At 35.6% G+C, this 26,029-nt stretch carries 27 protein-coding genes; 5 read left to right on the top strand and 22 right to left on the bottom strand.

Translation table 11 applies throughout. The features are described from left to right. Positions 1-170: 170 nt before the first annotated feature. The 3 genes from hpf to rpsU form a co-directional block, all read right to left on the bottom strand. Positions 171-518 (bottom strand): ribosome hibernation-promoting factor, HPF/YfiA family, encoded by a 348-nt coding sequence (gene hpf / locus AW17_RS13525; protein WP_025143266.1) that lies wholly within the window; start codon positions 516-518, stop codon positions 171-173. 15 nt (positions 519-533) lie between these two features. Then, entirely contained in the window at positions 534-1,418 is an 885-nt protein-coding gene (locus AW17_RS13530; protein WP_029277246.1) for a tyrosine-type recombinase/integrase, read from the bottom strand. A gap of 163 nt (positions 1,419-1,581) precedes the next feature. Then, positions 1,582-1,776, bottom strand: coding sequence for a 30S ribosomal protein S21 (gene rpsU, locus AW17_RS13535; protein WP_025143268.1), 195 nt, complete (start codon positions 1,774-1,776; stop codon positions 1,582-1,584). 167 nt (positions 1,777-1,943) lie between these two features. Between rpsU and AW17_RS13540 the strand changes: the two genes are divergently transcribed. Then, complete coding sequence (locus tag AW17_RS13540) at positions 1,944-2,330, top strand: hypothetical protein (RefSeq protein WP_029277247.1); 387 nt, start codon at positions 1,944-1,946, stop codon at positions 2,328-2,330. A gap of 114 nt (positions 2,331-2,444) precedes the next feature. Here AW17_RS13540 and AW17_RS24460 read toward each other — a convergent pair whose 3' ends face one another. The 3 genes from AW17_RS24460 to AW17_RS13550 all read right to left on the bottom strand — a co-directional run bounded on the left by AW17_RS24460 (position 2,445) and on the right by AW17_RS13550 (position 5,598). After that, positions 2,445-2,618 (bottom strand): DUF6496 domain-containing protein, encoded by a 174-nt coding sequence (locus AW17_RS24460; protein ID WP_167343677.1) that lies wholly within the window; start codon positions 2,616-2,618, stop codon positions 2,445-2,447. A gap of 284 nt (positions 2,619-2,902) precedes the next feature. Further along, positions 2,903-4,057 carry an acyl-CoA dehydrogenase family protein gene (locus tag AW17_RS13545; protein WP_029277249.1) on the bottom strand — a complete coding sequence of 385 codons (1,155 nt, stop codon included), beginning with the start codon at positions 4,055-4,057 and terminating at the stop codon, positions 2,903-2,905. A 641-nt stretch (positions 4,058-4,698) separates the two neighbouring features. Continuing rightward, positions 4,699-5,598, bottom strand: a complete 900-nt coding sequence (locus AW17_RS13550; RefSeq protein ID WP_051691834.1) for a ComEA family DNA-binding protein — start codon at positions 5,596-5,598, stop codon at positions 4,699-4,701. Positions 5,599-5,693: 95 nt separating this feature from the next. On the opposite strand from AW17_RS13550, the gene AW17_RS13555 reads away from it, so the two are divergent. The 3 genes from AW17_RS13555 (at position 5,694) to AW17_RS13565 (ending at position 9,370) form a co-directional block, all read left to right on the top strand. Further along, the gene (locus AW17_RS13555) at positions 5,694-7,445 is read left to right on the top strand and encodes a bifunctional lysophospholipid acyltransferase family protein/GNAT family N-acetyltransferase (RefSeq protein ID WP_029277253.1); all 1,752 of its coding nucleotides are present in this window, start codon (positions 5,694-5,696) and stop codon (positions 7,443-7,445) included. 382 nt (positions 7,446-7,827) lie between these two features. Further along, entirely contained in the window at positions 7,828-8,979 is a 1,152-nt protein-coding gene (locus tag AW17_RS13560) for a hypothetical protein (protein WP_051691835.1), read from the top strand. 115 nt (positions 8,980-9,094) lie between these two features. Further along, positions 9,095-9,370 carry a hypothetical protein gene (locus AW17_RS13565; RefSeq protein ID WP_029277257.1) on the top strand — a complete coding sequence of 92 codons (276 nt, stop codon included), beginning with the start codon at positions 9,095-9,097 and terminating at the stop codon, positions 9,368-9,370. Here AW17_RS13565 and AW17_RS24465 read toward each other — a convergent pair. Next, positions 9,367-9,519 (bottom strand): hypothetical protein, encoded by a 153-nt coding sequence (locus AW17_RS24465; RefSeq protein ID WP_167343678.1) that lies wholly within the window; start codon positions 9,517-9,519, stop codon positions 9,367-9,369. The two genes, AW17_RS13565 and AW17_RS24465, sit on opposite strands and share 4 nt — an antisense overlap. A gap of 148 nt (positions 9,520-9,667) precedes the next feature. Here AW17_RS24465 and AW17_RS13570 point away from each other — a divergent pair, with 148 nt between their 5' ends. After that, complete coding sequence (locus tag AW17_RS13570; RefSeq protein ID WP_029277259.1) at positions 9,668-9,988, top strand: hypothetical protein; 321 nt, start codon at positions 9,668-9,670, stop codon at positions 9,986-9,988. 99 nt (positions 9,989-10,087) lie between these two features. Here the strand turns inward: AW17_RS13570 and AW17_RS13575 are convergent, their stop codons facing one another. The 15 genes from AW17_RS13575 to AW17_RS13645 all read right to left on the bottom strand — a co-directional run bounded on the left by AW17_RS13575 (position 10,088) and on the right by AW17_RS13645 (position 25,981). Beyond that, positions 10,088-11,017 (bottom strand): hypothetical protein, encoded by a 930-nt coding sequence (locus AW17_RS13575; RefSeq protein WP_157280302.1) that lies wholly within the window; start codon positions 11,015-11,017, stop codon positions 10,088-10,090. Between the two features lies 1 nt (position 11,018). After that, positions 11,019-11,327: a hypothetical protein gene (locus AW17_RS13580; protein WP_029277263.1), complete on the bottom strand. Its 309-nt coding sequence runs from the start codon at positions 11,325-11,327 to the stop codon at positions 11,019-11,021. Positions 11,328-11,643: 316 nt separating this feature from the next. Next, positions 11,644-13,002 (bottom strand): hypothetical protein, encoded by a 1,359-nt coding sequence (locus AW17_RS13585; RefSeq protein WP_051691836.1) that lies wholly within the window; start codon positions 13,000-13,002, stop codon positions 11,644-11,646. 77 nt (positions 13,003-13,079) lie between these two features. Continuing rightward, positions 13,080-15,848 (bottom strand): TonB-dependent receptor, encoded by a 2,769-nt coding sequence (locus tag AW17_RS13590; protein WP_245235068.1) that lies wholly within the window; start codon positions 15,846-15,848, stop codon positions 13,080-13,082. 150 nt (positions 15,849-15,998) lie between these two features. Next, positions 15,999-16,514, bottom strand: coding sequence for an Mpo1 family 2-hydroxy fatty acid dioxygenase (locus AW17_RS13595; protein ID WP_029277267.1), 516 nt, complete (start codon positions 16,512-16,514; stop codon positions 15,999-16,001). 155 nt (positions 16,515-16,669) lie between these two features. Next, positions 16,670-17,200: a hypothetical protein gene (locus AW17_RS13600; RefSeq protein WP_157280304.1), complete on the bottom strand. Its 531-nt coding sequence runs from the start codon at positions 17,198-17,200 to the stop codon at positions 16,670-16,672. A 202-nt stretch (positions 17,201-17,402) separates the two neighbouring features. Beyond that, positions 17,403-18,974: a ribonuclease Y gene (rny, locus tag AW17_RS13605; protein ID WP_029277270.1), complete on the bottom strand. Its 1,572-nt coding sequence runs from the start codon at positions 18,972-18,974 to the stop codon at positions 17,403-17,405. A gap of 295 nt (positions 18,975-19,269) precedes the next feature. Further along, positions 19,270-19,560, bottom strand: a complete 291-nt coding sequence (locus AW17_RS13610; protein ID WP_029277272.1) for a cell division protein ZapA — start codon at positions 19,558-19,560, stop codon at positions 19,270-19,272. A gap of 33 nt (positions 19,561-19,593) precedes the next feature. Beyond that, positions 19,594-19,884, bottom strand: coding sequence for a hypothetical protein (locus tag AW17_RS13615; protein WP_029277274.1), 291 nt, complete (start codon positions 19,882-19,884; stop codon positions 19,594-19,596). A gap of 31 nt (positions 19,885-19,915) precedes the next feature. Further along, positions 19,916-22,315 (bottom strand): phenylalanine--tRNA ligase subunit beta, encoded by a 2,400-nt coding sequence (gene pheT / locus AW17_RS13620; RefSeq protein WP_029277276.1) that lies wholly within the window; start codon positions 22,313-22,315, stop codon positions 19,916-19,918. 133 nt (positions 22,316-22,448) lie between these two features. Then, positions 22,449-22,643, bottom strand: a complete 195-nt coding sequence (locus AW17_RS13625) for a hypothetical protein (protein WP_029277278.1) — start codon at positions 22,641-22,643, stop codon at positions 22,449-22,451. Between the two features lie 143 nt (positions 22,644-22,786). Continuing rightward, complete coding sequence (locus AW17_RS13630) at positions 22,787-22,981, bottom strand: hypothetical protein (RefSeq protein ID WP_029277279.1); 195 nt, start codon at positions 22,979-22,981, stop codon at positions 22,787-22,789. 1 nt (position 22,982) lies between these two features. Then, positions 22,983-24,377, bottom strand: a complete 1,395-nt coding sequence (locus AW17_RS13635) for a radical SAM protein (protein ID WP_029277281.1) — start codon at positions 24,375-24,377, stop codon at positions 22,983-22,985. A gap of 5 nt (positions 24,378-24,382) precedes the next feature. Next, positions 24,383-25,141 carry a prolipoprotein diacylglyceryl transferase gene (locus tag AW17_RS13640; RefSeq protein ID WP_029277283.1) on the bottom strand — a complete coding sequence of 253 codons (759 nt, stop codon included), beginning with the start codon at positions 25,139-25,141 and terminating at the stop codon, positions 24,383-24,385. A 3-nt stretch (positions 25,142-25,144) separates the two neighbouring features. Next, complete coding sequence (locus AW17_RS13645) at positions 25,145-25,981, bottom strand: endonuclease/exonuclease/phosphatase family protein (protein ID WP_029277285.1); 837 nt, start codon at positions 25,979-25,981, stop codon at positions 25,145-25,147. Positions 25,982-26,029: the final 48 nt, after the last annotated feature.

The following is a 26,029-nucleotide window of genomic DNA, read 5'->3' on the forward strand; positions in this document are numbered from 1 at the left end:
ACCGTTTATTCAGGGTTTAAAAAACAGCGGAAGACAGGAAAAAATCACTCGATACCATTTATTAATTAGTCAAAAACAATTAAAAATAACAGCAAATTCCTCACAGTAGTCCATAAAAAAGGCAACATAATGATTAATCATGCTGCCTTTTCTTAAAATAATGCTAATTTTTAGTAATCAGCGGCTTCGCTTTCGCTTAAAATTGCTTTATGCTCACTTAATTTTGCACGTGTTTTATCCTTATGTTTAGTGATCTGCTTTCTTAACGATTCAATTGCCAGATCTGTAGCTTCTTCAAATGATTTACATTGTTCTTTAGCGAAGAGGGTCCCTCCCGGCACAATGAGTTTTATCTCACTAATTTTATTGGCCTCATCCTCTACGTTTTCTAACTTTAAATACACTTCTCCGCTAATGATCTGGTCGAAAAACTGATCTAGCTTATTTGCTTTTTTTTGTATAAAATCTAACAACTTACTGTCTGCACTGAAGTGGATTGATTGAACTCCGATTTTCATTTTTCCTCCTTTTTTTTACGCCTTTGGATGGGCTTGTTTATAAATTGTTTTTAATCTTTCGATCGAATTGTGGGTGTAAACCTGGGTTGCAGCTAAACTGGCGTGCCCCAAAAGTTCTTTAATTGCATTTAGATCTGCTCCTGCATTTAGCAGGCTTGTTGCATAACTGTGCCGAAGCACGTGGGGACTTTTCTTCTCATTGGTTGATACGTGGTTTAGGTATGAGGTAACAATACGGTATATTAATTTTGGATATGCCGCTGTACCTGTATTGGTAACGATTAAGATAAGCAAATTGTTATTAAAGTTTTGCAACTTTTTTAGCTCAATGTAGGTATTTACCTGATTGATAAGCTGTTTATTTACAGGGATGATCCGTTCTTTATTTCTTTTACCCAACACCTTTATCGTTCCCGAATAAATATCGATATCAGTATCCTTCAATTGAAGCAACTCTGTTAAACGCATACCAGTACCAAAAAGCAGTTCGATTACCAGATGATCGCGAACGGATGGGAAACTTTCGTTAAAATAATGCTCCGAATCCAATAGCTGATCCATCTTTTGCGAATCAACAAATACGGGTAGTCTTTTGGGTATTTTTGGTGCTTTAATTAAAACGGTAGGATTTTGATCAATCTTTCCGCTTCGCTGCAAAAATTTATAAAAGCTCCGTAAGGTCGAAATTTTTCTATTAATGGTCTGTTCTGATACTTTCTTCTCCATCAGGTCTACCATATAGCTCCGTAGGTGAATATGCTTAACTTCTAAAAAATTTAGTTCGAATGTAATATTGACATACTCTTCAAACTGATCTAAATCTGTTTGATAAGAGGTAATGGTGTGCTGAGAATAGCGCTTCTCGTGAGTTAAATAGGTTATAAAACTTTTTAGCAACATTCAATATCTTTTTGAGGGGCATTGATATGAAGTTACAAATAGTTTTGATATAAAGAAATCATTAATTAATTGTTTATTGTAAAGTTTTTGATTTCTTTTTAAAACAAAAAAGTCCTCCCGATTTTACATCAGAAGGACTTTAATGTATTTATATCGTAAACAACTAAGAAGTTGTATCTAGATTCATATTCTGAATGTAAACAGCATGTTTAATTTCAGTACGGCGAGCAACGGATTTTTTCTCGTATGCTTGGCGACTACGCAGTTCTCTCAATACACCAGTTTTTTCAAACTTTTTCTTGAAACGTTTAAGGGCTTTATCTAATGATTCGCCGTCTTTAATGTTGATAATGATCATAACGCTGAAATACCTCCTCTCGTGGTTTTTAAATTTCCCGTGTTATCGGGGCTGCAAATGTAAGCAAAAGATTGAAAACTAGAAAGATTTTATAAAAAGAAAAATTATTTAAATCGTTGGTTAAACTAAACTGTTGTTTACCTACATTTATATATACATTATATGATATGACAACAGGCAAAAAAGTAGGCTCAATTATCGCGGTTATAGTCGTTATTTTACTCGTAGCGATTTGCTATTACCGGTATTTCTTTGTTTTTGGCGAAGGCGTTAAAGCCGGCGAATTAAATTATGTAGTAAAGAAAGGTTATCTGTTTAAAACCTACGAAGGGAAATTGATCCAGAGTGGGGTAAAATCCAGACAAGCGGGAACATTACAAAATAATGAGTTTGAGTTTTCTATTGCAAGTAAAGAAATTGCAGATAAAATGATGGCCAATAGTGGTAAGTTTTACGAACTCCACTATAAAGAATATAAAAATACCTTACCCTGGCGCGGATTTAGCGTTTATGTAGTAGATAGCATTTTAACTACTAAAGATATACCGCAATAAGGTTTAGGGTTTAGGGTTTAGGGTTTAGGGTTTAGGGTTTAGGGTTTAGGGTTTAGGGTAAACTATTATTTTGAAGATTAGTTTTAAAACCTTACACCATAAACCCTTTGCCTCCTAACCTTTCTTCGGCACCTTCGCTCCTTCTTTCCTGGCTTCCGATAATCCGATAGCAATTGCCTGCTTTTTGGAAGTCACTTTTTTACCTGATCCGCTTTTAAGCTTACCCTCTTTCATTTCGTGCATGGTTTTTTCTACTTTCTCACCAGCTTTTTCTGAATACTTTGCCATATTTTTAGTTCATTAGTTATGTTTAATCGATTAATTGTTTAAATCGGTTAACTGACGCCAAACGCCAAACTCCAAACCCAACTAGTCTTTAGTCTTTAGTCTTTAGTCTTTAGTAAAAACAACGGAAATTGAAAGTTGGTTTTTAAAATTTTAAAACAAAAAAATCCGGAGGTGATTAAACCGTCCGGATACTCATAATATATTTGGCTTTTATAAGGTTGAAGGCGAAAGGTATAAGGTATAAGGTTCAATGCATAAGCCCTAAACCTTCTACCTTAAACCCTCTACCTTGATAATACTTCTCTGGCAATTACAATTTTCTGTATTTCAGACGTTCCTTCGCCTATTGTACATAATTTACTGTCGCGATAAAATTTTTCTACCGGAAAATCTTTGGTATAACCATAACCGCCAAATATCTGAACAGCTTCTGTTGCTACCCTTACCGAAACCTCTGAGGCAAAGTATTTTGCCATGGCCGATTCTTTTGTCATGGGCAAATGCTTGTTCTTTAAATCTGCCGCCTGGCGGATCAATAATTCGGCTGCTTCAATTTCGGTAGCCATATCAGCCAGTTTAAAACTAATGGCCTGAAAGCTGGCAATGGGCTGACCAAACTGCTGGCGTTGTTTTGAATACGCTACCGCAGCATCAAAAGCACCTTTTGCAATACCTAAAGCCAATGCCGCAATAGAAATTCTTCCGCCATCTAAAACTTTCATCGCCTGTTTAAAACCTTCGCCAACATTACCCAATAGATTAGCCTTTGGCACACGGCAGTTATCAAAAATCATTTCTGTGGTTTCTGATGCACGCATGCCTAATTTGTTTTCTTTTTTCCCTGCGGTAAAACCAGGCGTACCACGCTCTACCACAATGGCCGAAATCCCTTTCGAACTTCCCTGCTCCCCTGTTCTTACCATTACCACAGCGATATCGCCACTTTTGCCATGGGTAATCCAGTTTTTTGCACCATTTATTATATAGTCGTCGCCATCTTCAACAGCGGTGGTCATCATTCTCAACGCATCCGAACCTGTGTTTGCTTCTGTTAAACCCCAGGCACCAATCCATTCGGCCGTAGCCAGTTTTGGTAACCACCTCTGCTTCTGTTCTGCATTGGCAAAGGCCAGAATATGCCCGGTACATAAAGAGTTGTGTGCAGCCAATGATAAGCCGATTGAACCACAAACCCGGGCCACTTCTACAATTACATCAACATATTCCTGATAGCCCAATCCAGAGCCTCCATATTCTTCGGGAACCAAAACACCCATTAAACCTAATTCGCCGAGCTGTTTAAACAAGTCGACGGGAAAATGCTGTGCCTCATCCCATTCCATTATATGTGGACGAATGTTTTTCTCTGCAAAATCGCGGACCATGGCCTTTACACTCTGCTGAGTTTCTGTTTCTGAAAAATCGAAGCTTACGCTCATTAAATTTATATTTTAAAGTTAGTTGAGGCAATTATAAACAATTATTTGATAGTTAGTTACCATTAAATATTTGTGCAATTACAGAATGAAATGGTATTCGGTTCAATTAGTTTATCGGTTAATTTTAAACCTTGAAATTAACGGAGAAAGTTTTTTTCTATTTTTCTTACAACTATAACCGAATAAACTAATTATATGGCGTTTTTGATGAATATAGATAAAATTGAAGGAATGATAATAGATGCATACATTCAGTTTTTCGCAAAACATTTGTTGAAAATGGATTCTCTTAAACTTTGCAGACAATTACTCCTATACTAACTCAGAACAAGAAATACATAATTTTAATTGGTTATCTTTTTTTTGGAAATCAGGGACAGGAGCGTTTGGCGTTATTCAGTCCTGCTCTTCACTTTACTCCGTTGCACTCCGTGTTCGTTCCGATCAGGTTTAGGTGGCGCGGCCGGCACTATGATTTGGGGTTAATAAGCATGTTCCTTCATGATTAAACCTGATTAGAACAAGTATGAATGCCGATATTTCATCTGCAGCATGGGTGTAAAGCAAGACTTTCGGAACCGATTAGCACTGATACTGCTTTTCAAATAATATTTAAGATTTAACCTTTTAAATTCAAGATGCTAAAAAGAAATATAAGGGGTAATTTTATCTATAACCTCCTGGTTTAGGAGAACAATCTTTTTCAGGCCTGATATATCCGAATAATTGCCATGCTGCTTCCGGTATTGAATAATGGCATTAATCTGCTTATAAGAAAGGTATGGGTTGCGCTTTAAATCGTTAAATGTTGCTGTATTTATATTTATTGTTTTTAATGAGGTATTACTGATTTCAATCTGATCTTTAATTTCGGCATACTTATTAGAATCTAATCCATAAACTTCGAGAAGCTGTTCTTTCTTGTAAAAACCACCTAAACGTTCACGGTATTTAATAATCCTAAGCGCAAAAGCTCCACCAATACCTTTTACCTCATCCAATTGTGCAGAATCGGCCTTATTAATATCGACGATTACTAAAGTTTTTTTAGCGTATTCCTTTTTTTCGAAAGGTGCATATTTTCTTGAGGCATTGATGGGCTGATCGGGTATGTTAACATAAGGCAATATCTTTTTATACATTTCTGGCGAAATGGTATACATTTTCTGAAGATCTTCTGCTTTGTAAAACTTACCGCCCTTAGTGGTATAATTCAAAACCGATTGTGCCTGTTTTGCTGATAAACCTAAAGTTTGCCAACCCTGTGCATCTAAAGTGTTGGGATTGAATTTGAAAAGTTTAACCGTTTTTTCGGGATTTGAATTTTCAATCCGATCATGAATGGTATTGGCATATGCCCGATCTGTTATGGTTATCTTCTGAATTTGTGCTAAAAGATTTGAACCATCATTTGAAACGGGCCGATAATAGCCATATATAATAGGTGTTGCCTTAATTACAATAATAATAAAGACTAGAAATAGCAATCCATTAAATTCACTTTTGCTAACACCAAAATTTTTGTTGAGCCAAATTCTCATTGATGCGATATGACATGTGTATTATAAATATAAATCTTATTTTTGGAATTGCAAAACAGAACAGGTTTTGCCTATCAACGATCTAAGAATTTTATATGAAAATCATAACTACATCTGAGTTTGCAAAAGCAACAAAGATAGATAAGCTAGGTGTACCAGGTTTAGCCGGTTTGATGATGGAGATCATGAAACTGAACGACATCAACGACGTATTCGCTCAGAATCAACACTTTAAAGGCTTAGAATTTGTAGACAAGATATTAGAAACCATTGGCGTATCTATAGAATTTGATGATGATGATTTAAATAGTATTCCAAAAACAGGCCCTTTTATTGCTATTGCAAATCACCCTTATGGTGGTGTAGAAGGCTTGGCTTTAGTTAAACTATTGTGTACGGTTAGGCCTGATGCCAAGGTGATGGTCAACTTCATTTTGAAAAAAATACCAAACCTTGATGAATTTTTTGTTGCTGTTAACCCTTTCGAAAACGTTCAACATACATCGAGCATCAGTGGTTTAAAAACTACTTTTGATCTGCTTAGAAACGGGGTTCCGATCGGGATTTTCCCTGCAGGAGAGGTTTCTACCTTTAAGTTGGATGCCCAACAGGTAACGGACAGGATGTGGCATCCTGTTGTTGGAAAACTGATTGCTAAAGCAAAAGTACCCGTTGTACCTATTTATTTTCACGGTAATAACGGTGTTTTCTTTAATATTTTAAGCTTCATCCACCCTACCCTGCGTACTGCAAAGTTACCTTCGGAGTTTTTAAATAAACATGGGCGCACCATTAAGGTACGGATTGGCAAACCAATAGCCGTATCTGAAATTTCGCACATGAACAGCAGCAATAAACTGATGGACTTTTTAAGGGCCCGTACATATGCACTTGGTATTGGCTTAGATACAGAGAAAAAACTCTTTAATCCACTAAACTTATTCAAAATTAAAAAGAAACCTGTTGAGGTAATTGAAGAAACTTCGAGGCTTTTAATTAAAAATGAGGTGGTACTTTTAGAAGATTTTAAAGTTTGGACGGAGAAAAATTACGAAGTATACATTGTTCCGACGTTAAAAATCCCCAATATTTTAAGAGAAATTGGCCGTTTGCGCGAAATTACTTTCCGAGAGGTTGGTGAAGGAACCAACAAAAAAATCGATCTCGACAATTACGACATCTACTATAATCACTTATTTATTTGGGATAAGGATTTAGAAAATATTGTAGGTGCTTACCGGATTGGTAAAGGTGATGAGATTTTAGAAAGCATGGGCCGCCGTGGATTCTACCTATCAGAACTGTTTAAAATGAAAGATCAGTTCTACCCAATGTTGAGACAGGGAATCGAGCTGGGCAGATCGTGGATTAGAAAAGAATACCAGGGCAAACCACTTCCATTATTTTTGCTTTGGAAAGGAATTTTAAAATACCTGATTGATAATCCACAGTATCGCTACATGTTCGGGCCAGTAAGTATCAGCAACAACTTCTCTAAATTTAGCAAGGCCTTAATTGTAGATTACATTACAAAAAACCATTTCGACTATGAGATGGCAAAGTATGTGAAGCCAAGAAACAAGTTTAAAGCTGATCTTTTACCAATTTCTACAGATACGTTGGTTGATAGCAGCGAGTCTTTTAAAGATCTGGATAGCATTATCGGCGATATCGAAAACTCGCATATTAAGATTCCGGTATTGTTGAGGCAGTACATGAACCTGAATGCGAAGATTATCTCATTTAATATCGATCCTAAATTTTCTGATTGTTTAGACGGCTTCTTAGTGGTTGATACGCATAATATTCCACCAGAAATGCTCGAAAAGCTCGGCAAGAACCTATAAACGAATTCTATAAAAAAACCCAGACATCCATCTGGGTTTTTTATTATCAACTAACCTAAACTTTATAAATACTAACCAAATATTTATGCCACAAAAGTAAGTCTGCCTTGTTAAATTGGTGTTAATGAAATATTATTTATTGAATTTATTAATGCATATGGAAGGATATTTTTAATCCAACTATTTTCTACGAAGAAACATTTTTTGCCTTACTGAATCTGCCTCCATGTTAACGTTACGTTAAGTATCCCCAAAATTATTCACATAAAGAAATTGTTGCTTTTATGTTAATAATAAGTAAATTTAATGGAACCAAATATAGCGCGGTTTGAAACGAGGGATTTACATATATGTTTTAAGGACTATTTTGTTCGTTTGCCTGATGACAAATACCGTCATCTCGAAGGGACAGAATTATTCTTTTGATTTTTATGATGGAACTTTCAACTTTAGTGTAGATTCTTCAGTCGTTTTTCCAATACCAAAAACAGCAACTACATCAGCTGTTTCAAACTTTTACAGCCGCATCTCTTCTGGTCAATACGCACCTCTTATTTCGTCTTTAGAAAAATACCAGAAAAAATATAATTTAAACGACTGGATTTATTATCAACTGATCCGAAAAACAGCTGAACAAATTAGTCCGAAAGCAGATAATTATTTCGGTTATACTTTATACAAATGGTTTTTACTGAGTAAATGCGGCTACGATGCAAGGTTAGCAGTAGGCAATGATCAGGTTATCTTTTATGTAAGAAATGAAGAGGATATCAGCGATATTCCGTTCTTTATGATTGACAACAAAAAGTTTATGTGTCTGAATTACCATGATTATGGCAAACTTTTTAAACAGGCCGATGCTTACAAACCTGTTAAAATTGTAATTCCAGAGGCTACAAATCCTTTCTCTTACAAGGTAACCCGAATGCCCGATTTTAAACCAGAAAGTTATCAGGAAAAAGATATCGAATTTAGCTACCGTCAAAAAATCCATCATTTTAAGCTAAAAGTTAATGAAGATGTACAAACCATTTTCAAAAACTATCCGGTAGTCGATTTTGAGAGTTATTTTAATATTCCTTTGAGCCGGGAAACCTACAGCTCTCTTATTCCCACATTGAAAGAAAACCTGAAACATATGGATCAAAAAAAAGGTGTCGATTACCTGATGAGATTTACCCGTTATGGTTTTTTATATGAAGATGACGGTGAAAATTTTGGCAAGGAAAAACGTTTCTCGCCTGAACAAACATTATTAAGTACCTACAGCGATTGCGATGACCGGGCCGCACTATTTTTCTATTTGGTAAAGGAAATATATAACCTGCCGATGATCGCCTTACTATATCCTAAACATTTAACTATCGCTGTTCAGTTTGACAAACCAGTTGGCGAACCGATTACTTATAAAGGCAAAAAGTATTCGTACTGCGAGCCTACACCCCAGGCTCAGAATCTAAAAATCGGACAACTTTCATCAAATTTCAAGAACAGTAAATACGAAGTGGTTTATGCATATGAGCCTAAGAAATAAGCCCTTCATATTAAATTAATGTTAAAAAATCGTTATTTTATCAATAACAGGTTGATTCATTAGCTATTTAAGGTAATTTAGATTTCTCATATTGAGTTAATCTAAAACCTTGTCTATGTCTGCTATTATCTATACCGTTTTAAAGGATTTTTTTGTTGAGGTGAACGGTCACGCTATAAAGGCTAGAATTATGTCGCCGATTAACGATGGCAAAGTTTTCGTTTTCAAAATCAGTTCATTTTACAAAAGCAAAACTGATTCTGATGCTTATGAACCCGCATCAACATTTACTTCATATGCAAATGCGGAACGGCATTTACTTCAATACCTAGAAGGTTTCCAGAATACACTAGATCTGGGAGGCGAAATTGCACCAGGACATACTTTCTAAATGTTTTCTTTATCATCTTTCTCAGGCGGAAGTTCTGACTGGATCACCTCTTCTTCAAATTGCTTTTTGTCTTTTTGGTTTCTTTTGATCAGGTAAGCAATTAAAATAATGACCAGAACCGCAACACCGATTAATATTGGATAATTCATATTCGTTCAATTAAATTCTAACCTATGTGATTTAACCTAAGTTATGAGAAATATTTTATATGTTAAGCAGCTAGTTATGTGTTAACATAATCATAATATTAATTTAACTTTCCGATTCTCTATCTTTGGGAAAACCCATAAGTTTTAGATGAAAAAGAACAAATCCAAGTCGAAAAGTCATTCGACAAGCAAAAAACTACGCAAAGAATTAGAATCGAAATTAGCCCTTGCCTTTAACGAACTTGTTATCCAGTATGGCAAAGCAAAAAAAGCCGATAAAGTAATCGAAAAATTTGCAAAGCAATTAACTAAAAAAGTTACTTTCAATATTCAAGATGATTCTATAACGCCATATATCAAAGAAGAAAAAGATGTAAGTCCTGTTTCAAAAGAAAAACCAGTTAAAGCTACCATAGCAAAAAGCACTGGGAAGGAAATTATAGTAAAGGAAGAGATTGAAGAAAAATAATTTATTGTAAGTCAAAAAAATCATCAACAATATTTAAAAAACCCTCAATAAGTATGAACTTATCGAGGGGCTTAAAATAGTTGTTATCTATTATGCTGATTACTGTACGGGAAACGCATAAAAAGCTATATTTTTTTGAATCCAAGAATCCCCAGGAGGATTTTGAGTAAATAAGAATAAATTCACCGATTCATGGCTGTAACAATAAATCGGAACAGTTCCTGCCACTTGGGTATTATAGGCGTAAAAAGCAACTTTTGATGAGGTTGTTGACCAATTACTACCAGATCCAGTTAACACTTGGGTTGGTGTTTGTGCTGAAGTTGAGTAATAAGTTAGATTTTCAGGAAAACCAGGACTACCACTTGAATCATATGATTTTCCTGTAAATTCATATACAGGCACTGTACCTGGCGCTTGAGTTTTATATCCGTAGTAGTAAATACCCCTGTTGCTCCAACCAAAAGGAGTTGACATCGCATCATCTAATGAAAGATAATATTCACCATTTGAGTTGCCAGCAATTAAATACACAGGAGCTTTAGGTATAACTGCTGGAGGTACTATATAAATTCCATAGCGAGTCGAAGAATAACTTACCCTATTAATGTTTTGATTATCTAAAAACTCGAGCCTGACCAGTATTTTACCATATTGTTTATTCGCTGGCAATGATGCATCTAAATCAGCTAAAATTGCCTGACTTGAATTATAGTCGGAAGATGTTATGTTTTTTGTAAGTAAAAGTAAGCTTGTTGGATCATCTGGAATATTTGAATCACTACTTTGATTTTCTGTGTAATATAGTTTGATTACACAATTACCGGAAACAAATCCTCCATTAGAATTAATACCTCTCATTACTTGGACAAGAAATTTAAAAGGAGTCGGTACATTTATATTTGGTACTTTAAGAGATGTCCCTTCCAAATAGTTCTGTCCAATTTGAAATGACTGTAATGTTACCTGAGCATACGAACCTGTAGCTATTACCATAATAGCTAACAAAATGAATATCTGTTTTTTCATATTATTTCTCGTATGTGGCTTTATATTCATTTGCAGCATTGTACTCAGATTGAACAACTGCTAAACTTTTATGATACCAACCATATACAACAAATTCTTTGTTCTTCTCATTGTATGCAATTTGATCTTTTGGCGCAGTGGTAGTTATAGAAATAAACTGTAGTAGTTTTGAAAACTCAATTTCTGATACTTCCGTTGTCTTAGTAACAGGTTCGATTTTGATTTCATCTTTTTTACAACCCGTTAGGGAGGAGATTGATAAAACTGCAACTATTGCAATTTTAAGAACATAGGTATTTAGATTTTTCATAACTAAAAATACACACAATAGGTTAAACAAAAATTAACTATGCATTAAGTTTAAGAATAAATAAGCAATGAACATCCAATAAAAACATATTACATAAAAACAAAATAGCAATTAATTATACCCGAAATAATATTAACAAAAAAGGGGTGCTTACCTCATCGGCAAACACCCTTTTCATTATTCTAACGAAAGAATAAGCAATCTCATAAGTTCGCTAATAAATCTACTCCATCAACAATCCATTTACCTCTAACGCAACATGCCAGATATTATGATCTGGCATGTTAAACATTAGTTTACTTATTTTAAGAATATTCTATTTACCCCAAACTGTCCAACCTGTTGTCCAATCCGTAGTACCTAGAGCACCTTTAAAAGCGACTGTAGTATCAAAACCGTTTGCAGTTGTAAAGTTACCTGCAAAAGATGCACCAGCTAGTAGCGTAGAACCTGTTAGTGGCATTAATTTAGGAACTGCTACATTAAATCCATCTGTTAATTTAGCATCTGCTGCAGTAGTAAGAACAGTTACACCAGTTGCCAATGTTTGCATTTGAGCAATTGTTAAACCACTTGCTGTTACATCTGAACCTAAGCTAAAAGCACCATTAGCTGCAACAGATTGAATAACATTATTTTTAAATACACTCGTTCCATTAATAAAGGCTGTAGCACTTTCTGCAGACTCGATAGAAAATGATGCTAATTGAGAACCTAAAAACACTGAATTTACAATCTCAAACTGAGCACCTCTTCTAAAACGAGCACCATAACCATAATTATTTAAAACTGTTGAGCTAACATTATTTGGGCCAATGGCTGTTAAGTTAGAAATACGAGCATGTGTATTTGGTATGGCTGTGTAAGGTTTTCCACTTCCGTTATTATCCCATTCTAAATTGTTTGATACATCACCGCCGGTTTTAGTATCTGTAAATGCAGGATCTTTAAAGGAAATTAGGTATTGTAAATTACCATGGTAACCATCATCAAAGTCAAAATCATCATCAGCGCAGTTGTAAGCAACTAAATATTTCGCATTAAATGAACCTCCAAAAAATTCGAAAGCATCGTCTAAACCTCTAGTAACTTGTATATGATCAACTGTTGTGCCATTACCTACACCATACATACTTAAACCATTAACCTCATCATTAGGGTTTACAGATTTACCTGCGTATTCAATTCTGATATATTGTAAAGCACCTGAGTTATCGGCATCGTTGGTACCACCAAATTGGTTATAATTAGTATCACTAACACCTTCCATCTGAGCATGGTTACCATTACCCGTTGCACTACCTGCCACTACAACTCCTCCTAAATCACCAGGAGCAGGATTTGATTCTCCAGATGTAAACACAATTGGACTTGCAGCAGTACCTTTAGCCATAATTTTCGAACCTCTGGTTATTACTAAAACACCTGCTTTGTCTCTTTTAGAAATAATTTTTGTTCCGGGCTCGATGGTTAAAGTTACATTATTGGTAACATAAACATAACCACTTAAAGTCCAAACTTTATCCTTAGTTAGCGTAGTATTTGTATTAATCACACCACTAACTGTACCTTCTCCAACAGGCGCTACCGGATCCGTTCCTGAATCCTTTTTACATCCACCAATCAGCATCCCACTCAATAGTGCTGTTGCTAATAAAATATTAATTCTTTTCATTTTCCTTTTTTTTTAAATTTCTATTTATGATATAAACTAACTATGTTTTTAAAATTACATTTGTGTTAAAAGTGTCATTAAAATTTGTAATTAAAGCTCAAAGAGATATTTCTGCCAGGCAAGGTAGATTGTACAATTTTATCTGAAGCCTCATTATAAACTGGCTTTGTATCGTAATTATAATACAAAGCCTGTCTTTGAGCTAGTATATCTGCAACATTTAATTTAATTTCTGCTCTATTTTTAATCAGTTTTTTACTTAATTGTAAATCAATTTGATCTCTTGGCTTCTCATAAGTATCCAAACCACCTTGTACTCCAACAAAAACTAAACGTTGCCCAATTCTATTGTATAAAATATTTACAATGAAGTCGCCATCATTTACTTCATATTGCAAGCCGCCATTAATTAAATAAGGAGATTGCCCCTGAAGTGGCCTGTTCGAATTTCCCTGTGCAATATTTACCTTCGATTTGATAAATGCGGCATTGGCATAAAAAGTGAAATTTTTCCAGAAAGAATCGCTTTCAATAAAATCTAAACGTTTCCTAAATTCAATTTCTGCGCCAAAATCATAAGCAGATTTTGCGTTGGCATAATTCAAATCCTTATTACCACCATTAGTTTGCTCAATAGCATTTGAAAATTTCTTATAAAAAGCAGATACGGAAAAAATCTGCCCTGCTCCGGGAAAAAGCTCGTATCTGGCATCAACATTGGTAATTAGGGTCCTTTCAAGATTTGGATTTCCCCTGACAGTAAAATCAGTAACAAAATCATAATAAAGAAAGCTGGCTAATTCTCTAAATTCAGGACGGGCAACAGTACGAGAAGCAGAAAGCCTTAAATTAGACTTCTCTGTTAAAGCGTAAGTTAAATTCGCTGAAGGCAATATATCTGTATTAACATAAGTTTGTTTTTTCTTATCAGAATTTCCAGTTGGAGTTAATTCTTGCTTATAATTCTCTACCCTTGCACCAATAATTAAACGCCAGTTATTTGCAAATTTGTTCTCAGTTTGCAAATAACCTGCATTTAAAAAGCCAACGCCATTATAGCTGAAACTATTATCAGGTATTGTACTTAAAATGATTTCATTGTTTTTTAAGTTAGATGGCGCAAAAATGTTTTCCGTTGTTGTACCATTGTCTATAAAAATGGATTTACTCAAGCCATTACTTGTTGTATAACCCAAAGCATCTATATTAAAAGTACGATCACGATAAGAAGTTAAGTAACCTGCTTTAACTTTATTAGTTTCTCCAAACAGTTTATAAGGTTTAGATATATTAAATTTACCACCATAAATATTTTCATTCAAAGTAGAATAAACCCTTCCTGCATTTTGGATAGCTGGATTGTTTATACTAGTAATAGTAACATAATACCGCTTATCAGCTACATTAGGTCTTTGTATTTGCTCAATGATGCGTTGATCTGGTTGATTTTTATAAGTTAATCCAAATGATAAATTATAATCAATTGAGATTTTACTTCTTTCTAATAAATGCTGCCCATCTAATACAGTATTGAACAAACCATTTTGAGTTACATCAGTTTGCGAGCTTTTCAAATTAGTTATATCTCCAGATTCATTAAATTGCCCCCTTCTATCAGTATAATTATTTGAGAAGGAATTACTAAAAAAGTTTTTTAAAGAAAACTTATTAGCCTTATAGGCATAAGATAAGTTTAACAGCGCACCTGATGAGTTACCGGATTGATAAATATTATCATTAAATTGATATAGCGATTCGCCATTGGTATTATAGTCATTTCTTTGTCTGGTTAATATTTCTAAACTATTTCTATAATTAACAGAAAACATATAGCCAAATTTTGAATCTTCATTAATTACTTTAGTATTACCCAAGGTAAACTGGGCATTATAAGTAGGGGCAGCCTTAAAGTTATGAAATACACCAAATGTATTGGCAAATGACTGACTGATTGCTGATCTTTGTTCATCCGAAACCACGCTGCTATTGGTATAGTTATTTTTAACTTTTACATAAGAACTAGGTAGGGCCCTAGAACCATCATCAAAGCCTAAAAAATCAGTTCCTCCTCTTGATCCTTGCAAAAAATCTTTAAAAGTTGTTTTAGTATTAAATCCAGAACCAACTTGCAGATTCATTACTTTTTGCTCTGGAAAATCTTTAGTTGAAATTTGAACAGCTCCACCCGCAAAATCACCTGGTAAATCGGGTGTTGCTGTTTTACTAATAATGATATTATCTATTAAATTAGATGGAACTACATCAAATGAGAAAGCCTTTTTATCAGCCTCAGAACTTGGCAAAACTGCATTATTCATCAAAGTTGTATTATAACGATCCCCTAAGCCACGTATAACCACAAATTTATTATCCTGAATACTAGTACCACTTACGCGTTTTAAAACCTCACCGGTATTCTTATCAGGACTACGGGTTATAGTTTGCGCAGAAATACCATCAGAAATTCGAATACTATTCTTTTGTTGAGCATAAAGTGAATTAACAGATTCTTGTTTAAAACTTGCTTTTACTACGACTTCCTGTAAATTTTGTCCACCTGCTTCATTAAGGATAACATTTAAACTTGTAACAGCCGGTGCTTTTACGTCCACATCGGAAACTTCTTTGGTTTGATAACCTAAATATGAAAACTCAAGTGTGTACTTTCCGTTGGCCATTGCCTGAAGCGTGTAATGACCATCAACATCAGTAGATACACCCTTAGTTGTACCTTTAATTTTAACCGTTACTCCAATTAAGGTTTCGCCTGTTTTCTTATCACTTACGGTCCCCGAAATTTTACCAGTTTGAGCGTAAGCCGCTATACTTAGCAATAGAACAAACACCGTTAATGCTGTTCTTTTAAAAAATGTGATTGATTTCAATTTGCCTCTATTTAATTTTAGGCAAAGCTATTACCACAATGTTAGCTGTATGTTAGATGTTAATTAATATTTGTTTAACTAAAGGTTAAATTAATGTTATCAGAACCAGGTTTAGTACCTAATACCCACTTTCTTGCAAATGAAGTGCAATAACCAGATCGGACCTATTAACAAGAACTTAACATCATCAAGGAATGATGGTTTTTTGCCCTCAATTTTATGCCCAATAAATTGACCAATCCAGGCGGCTACAAATATTGCTGCATAAATAGCATAGGCCGTTCCACTACCTAAGCCTACCGCCTGCTCAATTTTTACGATGATGTAACTCATTAAGCCCACCACCCAAATCATCAAAAAAAACAATACTGGCGAAAGTGTAAAGTAATAATACAAGCTAAAGGCCAATAGAAAAGACGCCCAGTTAAAGAAACCATTATAATTACCTAAAAAACCGATATGCGGAAAAGGGATCTGCCAGATCAACCCCAGTAAGCTGAATACAATTAACGGAACACAGATCCAGTGCACCAGCTTGTTGGTTGGATTTTGGTGACTTTCGGCATACTTATCAAAAAGCACATCTACTGGCCGCTTTGGTTCTATTGTTATGGTTTGCTTGCTCATTATGTAAAAATAAAAAAAAGCGATGGAATATCCATCGCTTCATTTTCATTTAGACCTTATAGGTTTTAAAAATCTATAAGGTTTGAATACTTGAAATTTTTTCATCGCTTTTGAGGGAGCATTAACTAAAGATGGAAAATAATTTACTTCTGAATTTATATCCCAGTTGGATCCAATGTAAAATATTGTTTAATCCTAATGGTATCACTATAAGCTGATGGCGTTATCGAGCCAAGATATAACTGACCATCAAGCAACCATTTTGATACTCCAGAAGATGTTGAGGTCTTAATTCCTTTAAAGCTACCACCAACAATTTTTACTCCAATGGTATTACATGTCGGGCATGGGTTAGCAAATTTTACTTCGCCCGATAAAACTTGTTTGTTAGTTAAACTAAACTGTGTAACATTCATCGGTATCCGCATGTAAACATACTTGGCATAGTATCCATTACCTAATAAGGCACTATATTTAAAAACCTTGTAACTTCCTTTTTTAAGATTTAAAAAAAAGGGTTCGCCAAAATCTGCATCATCATGATATAAATAAGTACAATTGAAATCTTTCGGACAAGTAGTTAAATTGTTAGTATCGATTTCAATTTTTTCATCATTACTATTTTTTTTACAACTAATGCTGAACATCACAATCATTAACAAAGAGAGATTTAGTATTTTTTTCATATTGATGTTTTTCTCTTAAACGCACCCTTTTAATCAAACGCTACATACCAAAACAAACAATACAGCTTGATGAAAAAATTAGTCAATAAAAAAGCGATGGAATATCCATCGCTTTATATTTTGTTTGGCCGTCATGCTGAATTTATTTCAGTATCTTTTCTATTACTAAGATCCTGAAACAAGTTCAGGATGACGATTTAGTCTATTTCGCAAATGCTACAGAGCGGGTTTCTCTAATTACGGTAACCTTAATCTGTCCAGGGTAAGTCATTTCGGTCTGAATACGTGTCGAAATATCAGCAGCTAAAAGTTCTGCCTGTGCATCGGTAATGCGTTCACTTTCTACAATCACACGCAATTCTCTACCTGCCTGAATTGCAAACGTTTTTTCTACACCCGGGTAAGATAAAGCCAATTCTTCTAAATCTTTAAGGCGTTTAATATAACTTTCTACCACCTCACGACGTGCGCCTGGGCGTGCGCCAGAAATAGCATCACAAGCCTGCACAATTGGAGAGATCATCGAAGTCATCTCAATTTCATCGTGGTGGGCACCAATAGCATTACAAATTTCAGGATGCTCTTTATATTTTTCGGCCAATTGCATACCTAAAATTGCGTGTGGCAATTCAGGGTTATCATCAGGCACTTTACCTATATCGTGTAATAAACCTGCACGTTTAGCCATTTTAGCATTTAAGCCCAATTCGGCAGCCATGGTTGCACAGAAATTAGCTACCTCACGAGAGTGATGTAACAAGTTTTGTCCGTAAGATGAACGGTAACGCATACGGCCAACCATACGAATTAACTCAGGATGTAAACCATGAATACCTAAATCGATTACTGTACGCTCACCAATCTCTACAATTTCATCTTCGATCTGTTTTTTGGTTTTCGCTACAATTTCCTCGATACGAGCCGGGTGGATACGACCATCTGTTACCAAACGGTGTAAAGCCAAACGGGCAATTTCTCTTCTTACCGGATCGAAACCTGATAAAATAATTGCTTCTGGTGTATCATCAACAATAATCTCAATACCGGTAGCAGCTTCTAAAGCACGGATGTTTCTACCCTCTCTACCAATAACACGACCTTTAATCTCATCGCTTTCGATATGAAAAATAGAAACCGAATTTTCAATTGCAGCTTCGGTAGCAGTACGCTGAATAGTTTGTATGACTACTTTTTTAGCTTCTTTGCTCGCCGTTAACTTTGCCTCATCAACAATATCCTTCACCTGCATCATTGCCTGTGTACGGGCTTCTTGTTTCAGATTTTCTACCAATTGCTCTTTAGCTTCTTCGGCAGACAGGCCAGCAATGGTTTCTAATTGTTTTAGGTGTTGGTTTTTAAGCACTTCAACTTCTTCTTGCTTTTTAATCGCAATTTCGGTTTGCTTTTCTAAAACACTTTTTTGCTTATCGAGTTCTTGTTCTTTTTTATTAAAATTTTCCATGCGCTGGTTTACCGATTGCTCTTTCTGCTTCATGGTATTTTCGCGTTGGTTAATGTTATTGTTTTTGGCATTCACTTCCTGCTCATGCTCCGCTTTCATTTGCAAAAACTTTTCTTTTGCTTCTAAAAGTTTATTCTTTTTTAAGATCTCTGCATTGTTTTCTGCATCTTTTAAAATCTTTTTCACTTTGTTCTGTGCGGCAACTTCCTGCTGTTTAAGCAAGTTACGCAGTAGGAATCTTCCTACCACCACTCCGATAGCTATACCCGCTATTACGGCAAATACGTATCCTAATATTTCAACTATTTCCATTTTGTTTTTTAAGTAAAAAAAAACCGCAACTAATTTTTAAAGTCTCATACATTTTAAACCTCAACTAAGCATAATTAGGGTTTAAGCCATTTTCAGGTGCCATAGCAGATGAAATACGCCCTCTTAACCCTATAGATATTGAAGTGTTAAGTTTTATAAAATTTGAAACTCAAAAACTAGCCGCGGCTATGTTTTTATGCTAATATTAGCGTCGTCATCCTAAATTTATTTCAGGATCTTATTAAACAGGCTCTGAAACAAGTTCAGAGTGACGTATACTTTGAAAGAACGAACCTTATTTTGAAAAGAAATTACTGAGTAAAACATCCAATTCTTCAACTTTATCGGCAACAGCAGTATCCTGATTTTGTACTTTATTTTCTGTTCTCAATACGGCTGTTGCATAGTGTAACACTGCCATAGAAAGAAGATCCTGCTTATCTCTAACCGCATAATTATCCTGATAATCTTTTATGCGCTCATTGATCATTTTTGCTGCCCGTCTCACAATTTCTTCCTCTTCCATATTCACCTTTAGTGGATAAATACGGTCGGAAATGGTTATTTTAATCGAGATTTCTCCCATTTGTTTAGCTTAGTTTCTGATTTCTCTGCATCATTATTTTTTTAATAATGCAATACTTTTATCAATCTCCCGCACAAAATCGTTAATTTTTTGTTTAATGTCAAGCGATTTTTCGCTTGTCCCCTCTATACTTTTAGCCAATTTTGTAACCCTTAATTTTTCATCAAGTTCTACATTTTTGCCTTTCGCTGTATCGAGTGCAACTTTTAACGATTGATTTTCAAGCTTTAATAAATCATTTTCTTCCTGTAGCGCATTACATAGCTCTAATACCTGAGCCGTTTTTTGTAATACCTTATCTAATTGATCTGCAACAGAAGTCATGAATTTATTTCTAAAAATACGAATTTATATTTTATTTCCTAATTTCTGCCCCAGCTTGTGCTGTTAAATTCGCGATTAATTTCTGCATCGTGTTTTCAATCTGCTTATCGGTTAAGGTTTGTTCCTCATCCTGCAAAATGAAGTTCAAGGCATACGATTTTTTGCCTTCAGGTAATTTATCACCTACATACACATCGAACACACCAACCTCTTTGATCAGCTTTTTATCAGTTTTGAAAGCAATGCCTTTTAAAGTATCGAAAGTTACCGCCTGATCGATCAATAAAGACAAATCTCTACGCACTTGCGGGTACTTAGAAACCTCTTTGTTAACGATTTTATTTTTCCTTACAATATCCAACAAGGCAGCCCAATCAAAATCGGCATAAAAAACCTCCGCACTTACATCGGCTACTTTACGGTCGGCTTTTGAAACGGCGCCAAAACTTACCAGGGTTTTATCCCCACGGAAATATTTAATCCCGTAAGCAAAGTTTTCATCATTTAAGGTATCGGTTTGATAGCTTACAATACCCAAACGGTTTATAATGGCATCAACTGCTGATTTTAAGTTATAAAAGGTAGCCGATTTAGCATTGTGGTTCCATTGCTCGTTCTGTTTAGCACCCGAGATCAACAATAATAACCTTGAGCGCTCTACATACTGCTCATTAATTAAATGATAGGTTTTACCAAATTCATAAAACTTAACATCAGCATTTTTACGGTTCTGGTTGTAAGCCACACTTTCTAATGCAGGCATCAATAAATGCTGGCGCATTACATTTAAATCGCTGCTTAATGGATTTAAAATAAATACAGCTTCGTCTAAATTTTTCGAATAGGCTGATTTAGTTAACGAGTTGCACATAATTTCTGCATAACCGTTTGAGGTAAGCATATCTGCAATTACGTTGTGCGTATTTTCTTTTTCAGGTTTGATGCTGTAAGAAAGCGATGCATTTATCTTTGAAGGGATTTCGATATTGTTATAACCGTAAATACGCAATACTTCTTCTGTAATATCACATTCGCGGGTTACATCAACTTTAAACGATGGTACTCTTAAAGCCAAAGTATCTTCAGAGGTATTGGTTGCCGCAATACCCAAAGCGGTAATAATGTGTTTAATTTCGGCTGATGGAATGTTTGCACCAATTAATTTATTGATATTGGTATAACTTACTTCAAACTCGAACGGCTTGATATGACTTGGATAAATATCAGAAACTGATGAAGAAATTTCCCCGCCAGCAAGTTCTTTAATTAATAATGCTGCATATTTTAAAGCCGTAACCGTAATCTCCGGATCGGTACCACGCTCGTAACGGAAAGAGGCATCGGTTTTTAAGCCATGTCTTTTTGAAGTTTTACGTACAGAAACCGAATTAAAATAAGCACTTTCCAAGAAAATATTTTTGGTGTTGGCATCAACTCCTGAAGATTTCCCACCGAAAACACCTGCAATACACATTGGTGCATGGGTATTGCAGATCATTAAATCATCTGCGCTGAGTTTACGCTCAACATCATCAAGGGTTACAAAAGGTGTTCCTTCAGCTACTTTTTTCACGATTACTTTTCCGCCGGTAATTTTGTCGGCATCGAAAGCATGTAGAGGCTGTCCTAAACCATGAAGCACATAATTGGTAATATCAACCACATTATTGATAGGACGTAAACCAATTACCTTTAATTTATCTTTTAACCACTCTGGCGATTCTTTTACGGTAACACCAGAAAGTGTTAGGCTGCTATAACGCGGACAAGCGGCTAAATCTTCTACTTCTACCGGAATTACCAGATTTTCGTTATCTGTTTTAAAAACTGAAAGATCAGGCATTTCATATTCACTTCTGAAATAAGCGGCCAAATCTCTCGCCACACCTAAATGAGAAGCCGCATCAGCACGGTTTGGTGTTAATCCGATTTCGAAAACAAAATCATCATCCATTTTGAAATGGTCTTTTGCACGGATTCCAATTTCGGTGTCCTTGGCAAGGATCATAATCCCATCATGCGATTTACCTAAACCGATTTCATCTTCGGCACAGATCATTCCCTGAGAAAGTTCTCCCCTGATTTTTGATTCTTTGATTTTAAATGGCTCGCCCTCTAAAGGATATACGGTTGTACCCACTGTAGCTACTACTACTTTTTGGCCAGCACCTACATTTGGGGCACCGCAAACAATCTGAAGGTTTTCTTTACCCCCAACGTTTACCGTAGTAATGCGTAAACGATCGGCATTCGGATGCTGAACACAGGTTAATACTTCGCCGATAACCAAGCCCTCTAAACCGCCCACAACAGGCTGCACTTTTTCTACACTTTCTACTTCTAAACCAACATTGGTAAGAATTAACGAAAGTTCTTGAGGTGTTTTATCGATCTGTACGAATTGTTTTAACCAGTTATATGATATTTTCATTTTGGAGTATCAAGTAGCGAGTGTCCAGTATCAAGACAAATCTCGAAGGACACTCTAATTTCATAAAACGCAAAGATATTATTTAAAGGTCAAAGGAGAAAGTTAAACCCGCAATCTTGACACAATAAAATGACTAATGGCCAATATTTAAATTAGATAGAATTACTGCACATGCTCCTGCTCCTATTACCAACATGATAACAGATGCAATAACCAATTTAAGGCCGGGTTTAACGGGTTGATTTTTCGCAGCTTTTACGATGATCTGAATGATGCCAATTACAAACAACAACACGACAATTACCCAATATACTATAAAAATTTCCATAAATTTTAAGTTAGTGCTAAGTTAAGTATGAATTGTCATTTTATACCCCCGCGGAATACGCTGATTTATATGTTTCAGCGATTATTACCGAAATCAGCGGAAAAAATAGAACCGCCATTTTAATATTAACAAAATACTAGGTATTAACTATTGGCCAGCAATACTGCACAAGCACCAAAACCGATTACCACCATAATTACCGAAATGATAAGCAGTTTTAATCCAGGTTTTACAGGTTCGTTCCTTGACGATTTAATAATAATCTGAATAATCCCCACGACAAAGAGTACAACTGCAGTAAGACAATAAACAATTAACAATACGAATAAGCCTTCCATGTTAGTTCATATTTAATTTTTCTCTGATCAGATCTATTTTGTTGTCGCGGTAAAAAATATTCATGGTTTCGAAGGGTACCATTTTGTATTTATCGCTCACAATGTGCACACAGGATTTTTTAACAGCACGTACATCAAAATCCAGCGGGTCCATAAAATTCATGATGATAATCCGAAATAAATTATCGTAACTTAAACTATCTGATTTTACCCTTGGCAGGCAACACATCAATTCGCCAAAGGTATCTTCGGCACAATCTACAGAAACACCTGTACTAAACAAATTCAGCATGTGCTCTTTCAATTTTTCATCGTGTTCGAAAACGATGGTATTTTTTGAATTGTTGAGTAAATCTTCCGGATTGATCAAATGCGTCATCGGGATCACCTCAACGCCGATTTTTAACGCATAGGCCATACACAGTGCATCGGGGTTGCATGGCACAGGGATTAAATCTTGTGGGGTAAAAACAGGGTATTGCTCATAAATTTTTCTGCGCACCTCAGTTAGGGTGATTCTTCCCTGTTGATCGTTATAACCATCATTTCTTCCGGCAACCTGGGTAGGCTGGAAAGTAACGCCGCGAACACATTTCTGTTTAAGCGCATAATCTAAAATATCGCCAATTTCATGATCGTTAAGGCCATTTTGCAAAGTAACCACCAAAGTAGTAGATACATTAAACTGGTTGAGGTGATCGATGGCTTTTCTTCTTACTTCGGTAAGGTCTTCTCCCCTTAGCTTGGTTAGTACTTCGGCGCTGAAACTATCAAACTGCAGGTAAATTTCGAAATCGGGCATATAGCTTGCTAATTTTTCTACAAAGCCAATATCTTTTGCAATCCTGATACCATTCGTATTCACCATTAAATGTTTAATGGGTTTTGTTTTGGCAAGGTCTAAAATCTTAAAAAAATCGGGATGTACGGTTGGTTCTCCACCCGAAAGTTGAACCACATCGGGTTCACCTTCGTTTGCCACAACAACATCCATCATACGTTCTATTTCTTCCAGCGTACGGTGCCTGCCATAACTTGGCGATGACATGGCATAACATGTTGGACAGGCCAGGTTGCAACGATCAGTAACCTCTATTACGGTTAAACACGAATGCTGTTCATGATCGGTACATAAGCCACAATCATAAGGGCAACCGTAATGCACATTCGTATTAAACTTAAGTGGCATTTCCGATTGTTTATTGTAATTCCTGATCTGTTTGTAATATTCTACATCATCAGCAATCATTACTTTGCTATCGCCATGCGTTCTGCAATTCTTCAGCATAAATACCTTAGCATCCTGAAAAACAATTTTCGCATCGCAAAGCTGTAAACATTCGGGGCAAAGACTTTTGGTATAATCGTAGTATATATAATCCCTGGTATTGGCCATAATGTTTACTGTTTATGTAAAATCTGTTTCGAAATTCTAATGATGAATCTATAATAATAAATAAAAATAAACAATGCAGACCAATGAATGCTGCTTAAATTTAAAAATAATGAATGGTAAGGCTTTATAAATTCTACCCAAAAACGGAACAGGAAATACAATACCATAAACAATTTAAAACGGTCTCCATTGATCAATGTCTTATTTTTCAAGCCATTGAACAAAAAAATCAAAAGTATGAGGTAAACCATTTCGTAAAGCATGATGGGATGCCGCAATATACCATCGCCCAAATCCATACCTATAAAAAAATGGGTAGGGATGCCGTAGGTTGGCTCGTCGATCCCCATGGAAAAGCAACCGATACGGCCAATAATAAGGGCAACCAAAATCGGGATAACGTAGACATCCCCAGAGGCGATATTCACACCTATTATCTTTTTTATCAATTCAACACCGAACAAACCGCCAAGCAAACCGCCAATAATGGTTTTACTTTGATAAAGAACTGAAAAACTAAGGTGATGGAGTACTTCAGGCGTTTCGAGTACCGCAATTACACGCGAGCCAATTAATGCCCCAAGCATAGCGCCCAACATAATCCACAGCCTGTTTTCGTCAGATATCGGGTCTTTAATTCCTTTTTTATAGAAATAATATAACCTAACACCAATTATAAATGCCAGTGTTTCGAAAATATAATGATAATGGTATTGATTACCAAAAAGCTCGAATTGAAAGGGAAACAGAGATTTTAACAGCATTTATTAAAACCAAAGTCTGCAAAAAACAGGTAAATGATCAGAATAATACCTTTTATCCTTACTATCAGTTAATACAGCGAATTTCTGCACCCTAAATCCTTTGTTTACAAAAATGTAGTCGATCCTGTTTTTCAGGTCACTGTTAAAATCAAAAGCATTAAAAGTACCTGTCGGGCCATATGGGGGCTCTACAGAAACATCTTTCGCATCGATAAGAAAAGATTTTATAGTAGCAATGGCTTCTGTTTCTGGCGTTACGTTTAAGTCGCCGGTAAAAACAACCGGTAGCGTTGGTGCAATCTGCTGAATTTTACGTTTAAGCAATTTAGCTGATTCGATCCTCGCCTGAACACCGATATGATCGTAATGTGTGTTAAAAACGATAAACTCTTTTTTATTCTGCTTATCGTACAATTTAACCCAGCTGCATACCCGGTTAAGTGCGGCATCCCAACCTTTTGATGGAACATCTGGTGTTTCTGACAACCAGAAAGTTCCGCCATCCTTTTTAGTGAACCTGTTTTTATCAAAATAAACGGCAGAAAATTCTCCCTTTCTTTTACCATCTTCACGACCAACACCCACTACATCGAAATTGGAATTCTCCAAAAGCGCATCAAACTGTTCAGGTAAGGCTTCCTGTACACAAAGAATATCAGCATCATGAAATTTCACCAGGGCTTTAACATTGTCTTTCCGGTTCGGCCAGGCATTAACACCATCAGATGCTACATTTAAACGGATATTGTAAGTAATAATATTAATTGGGGCTGCCGTTTTTTGCGCAAATGCCATAACGGTTAACAAAAGAAAAACAGGGATGATTTTTAAAGTATTCATAAATATAATTACACAATTTAATTAATGCTGGCTAACCGGTAATATTTA

The sequence above is a fragment of the Pedobacter borealis DSM 19626 genome, from assembly GCF_000708285.2.
In the GTDB taxonomy this organism is placed as follows: Bacteria; Bacteroidota; Bacteroidia; order Sphingobacteriales; family Sphingobacteriaceae; genus Pedobacter; species Pedobacter borealis.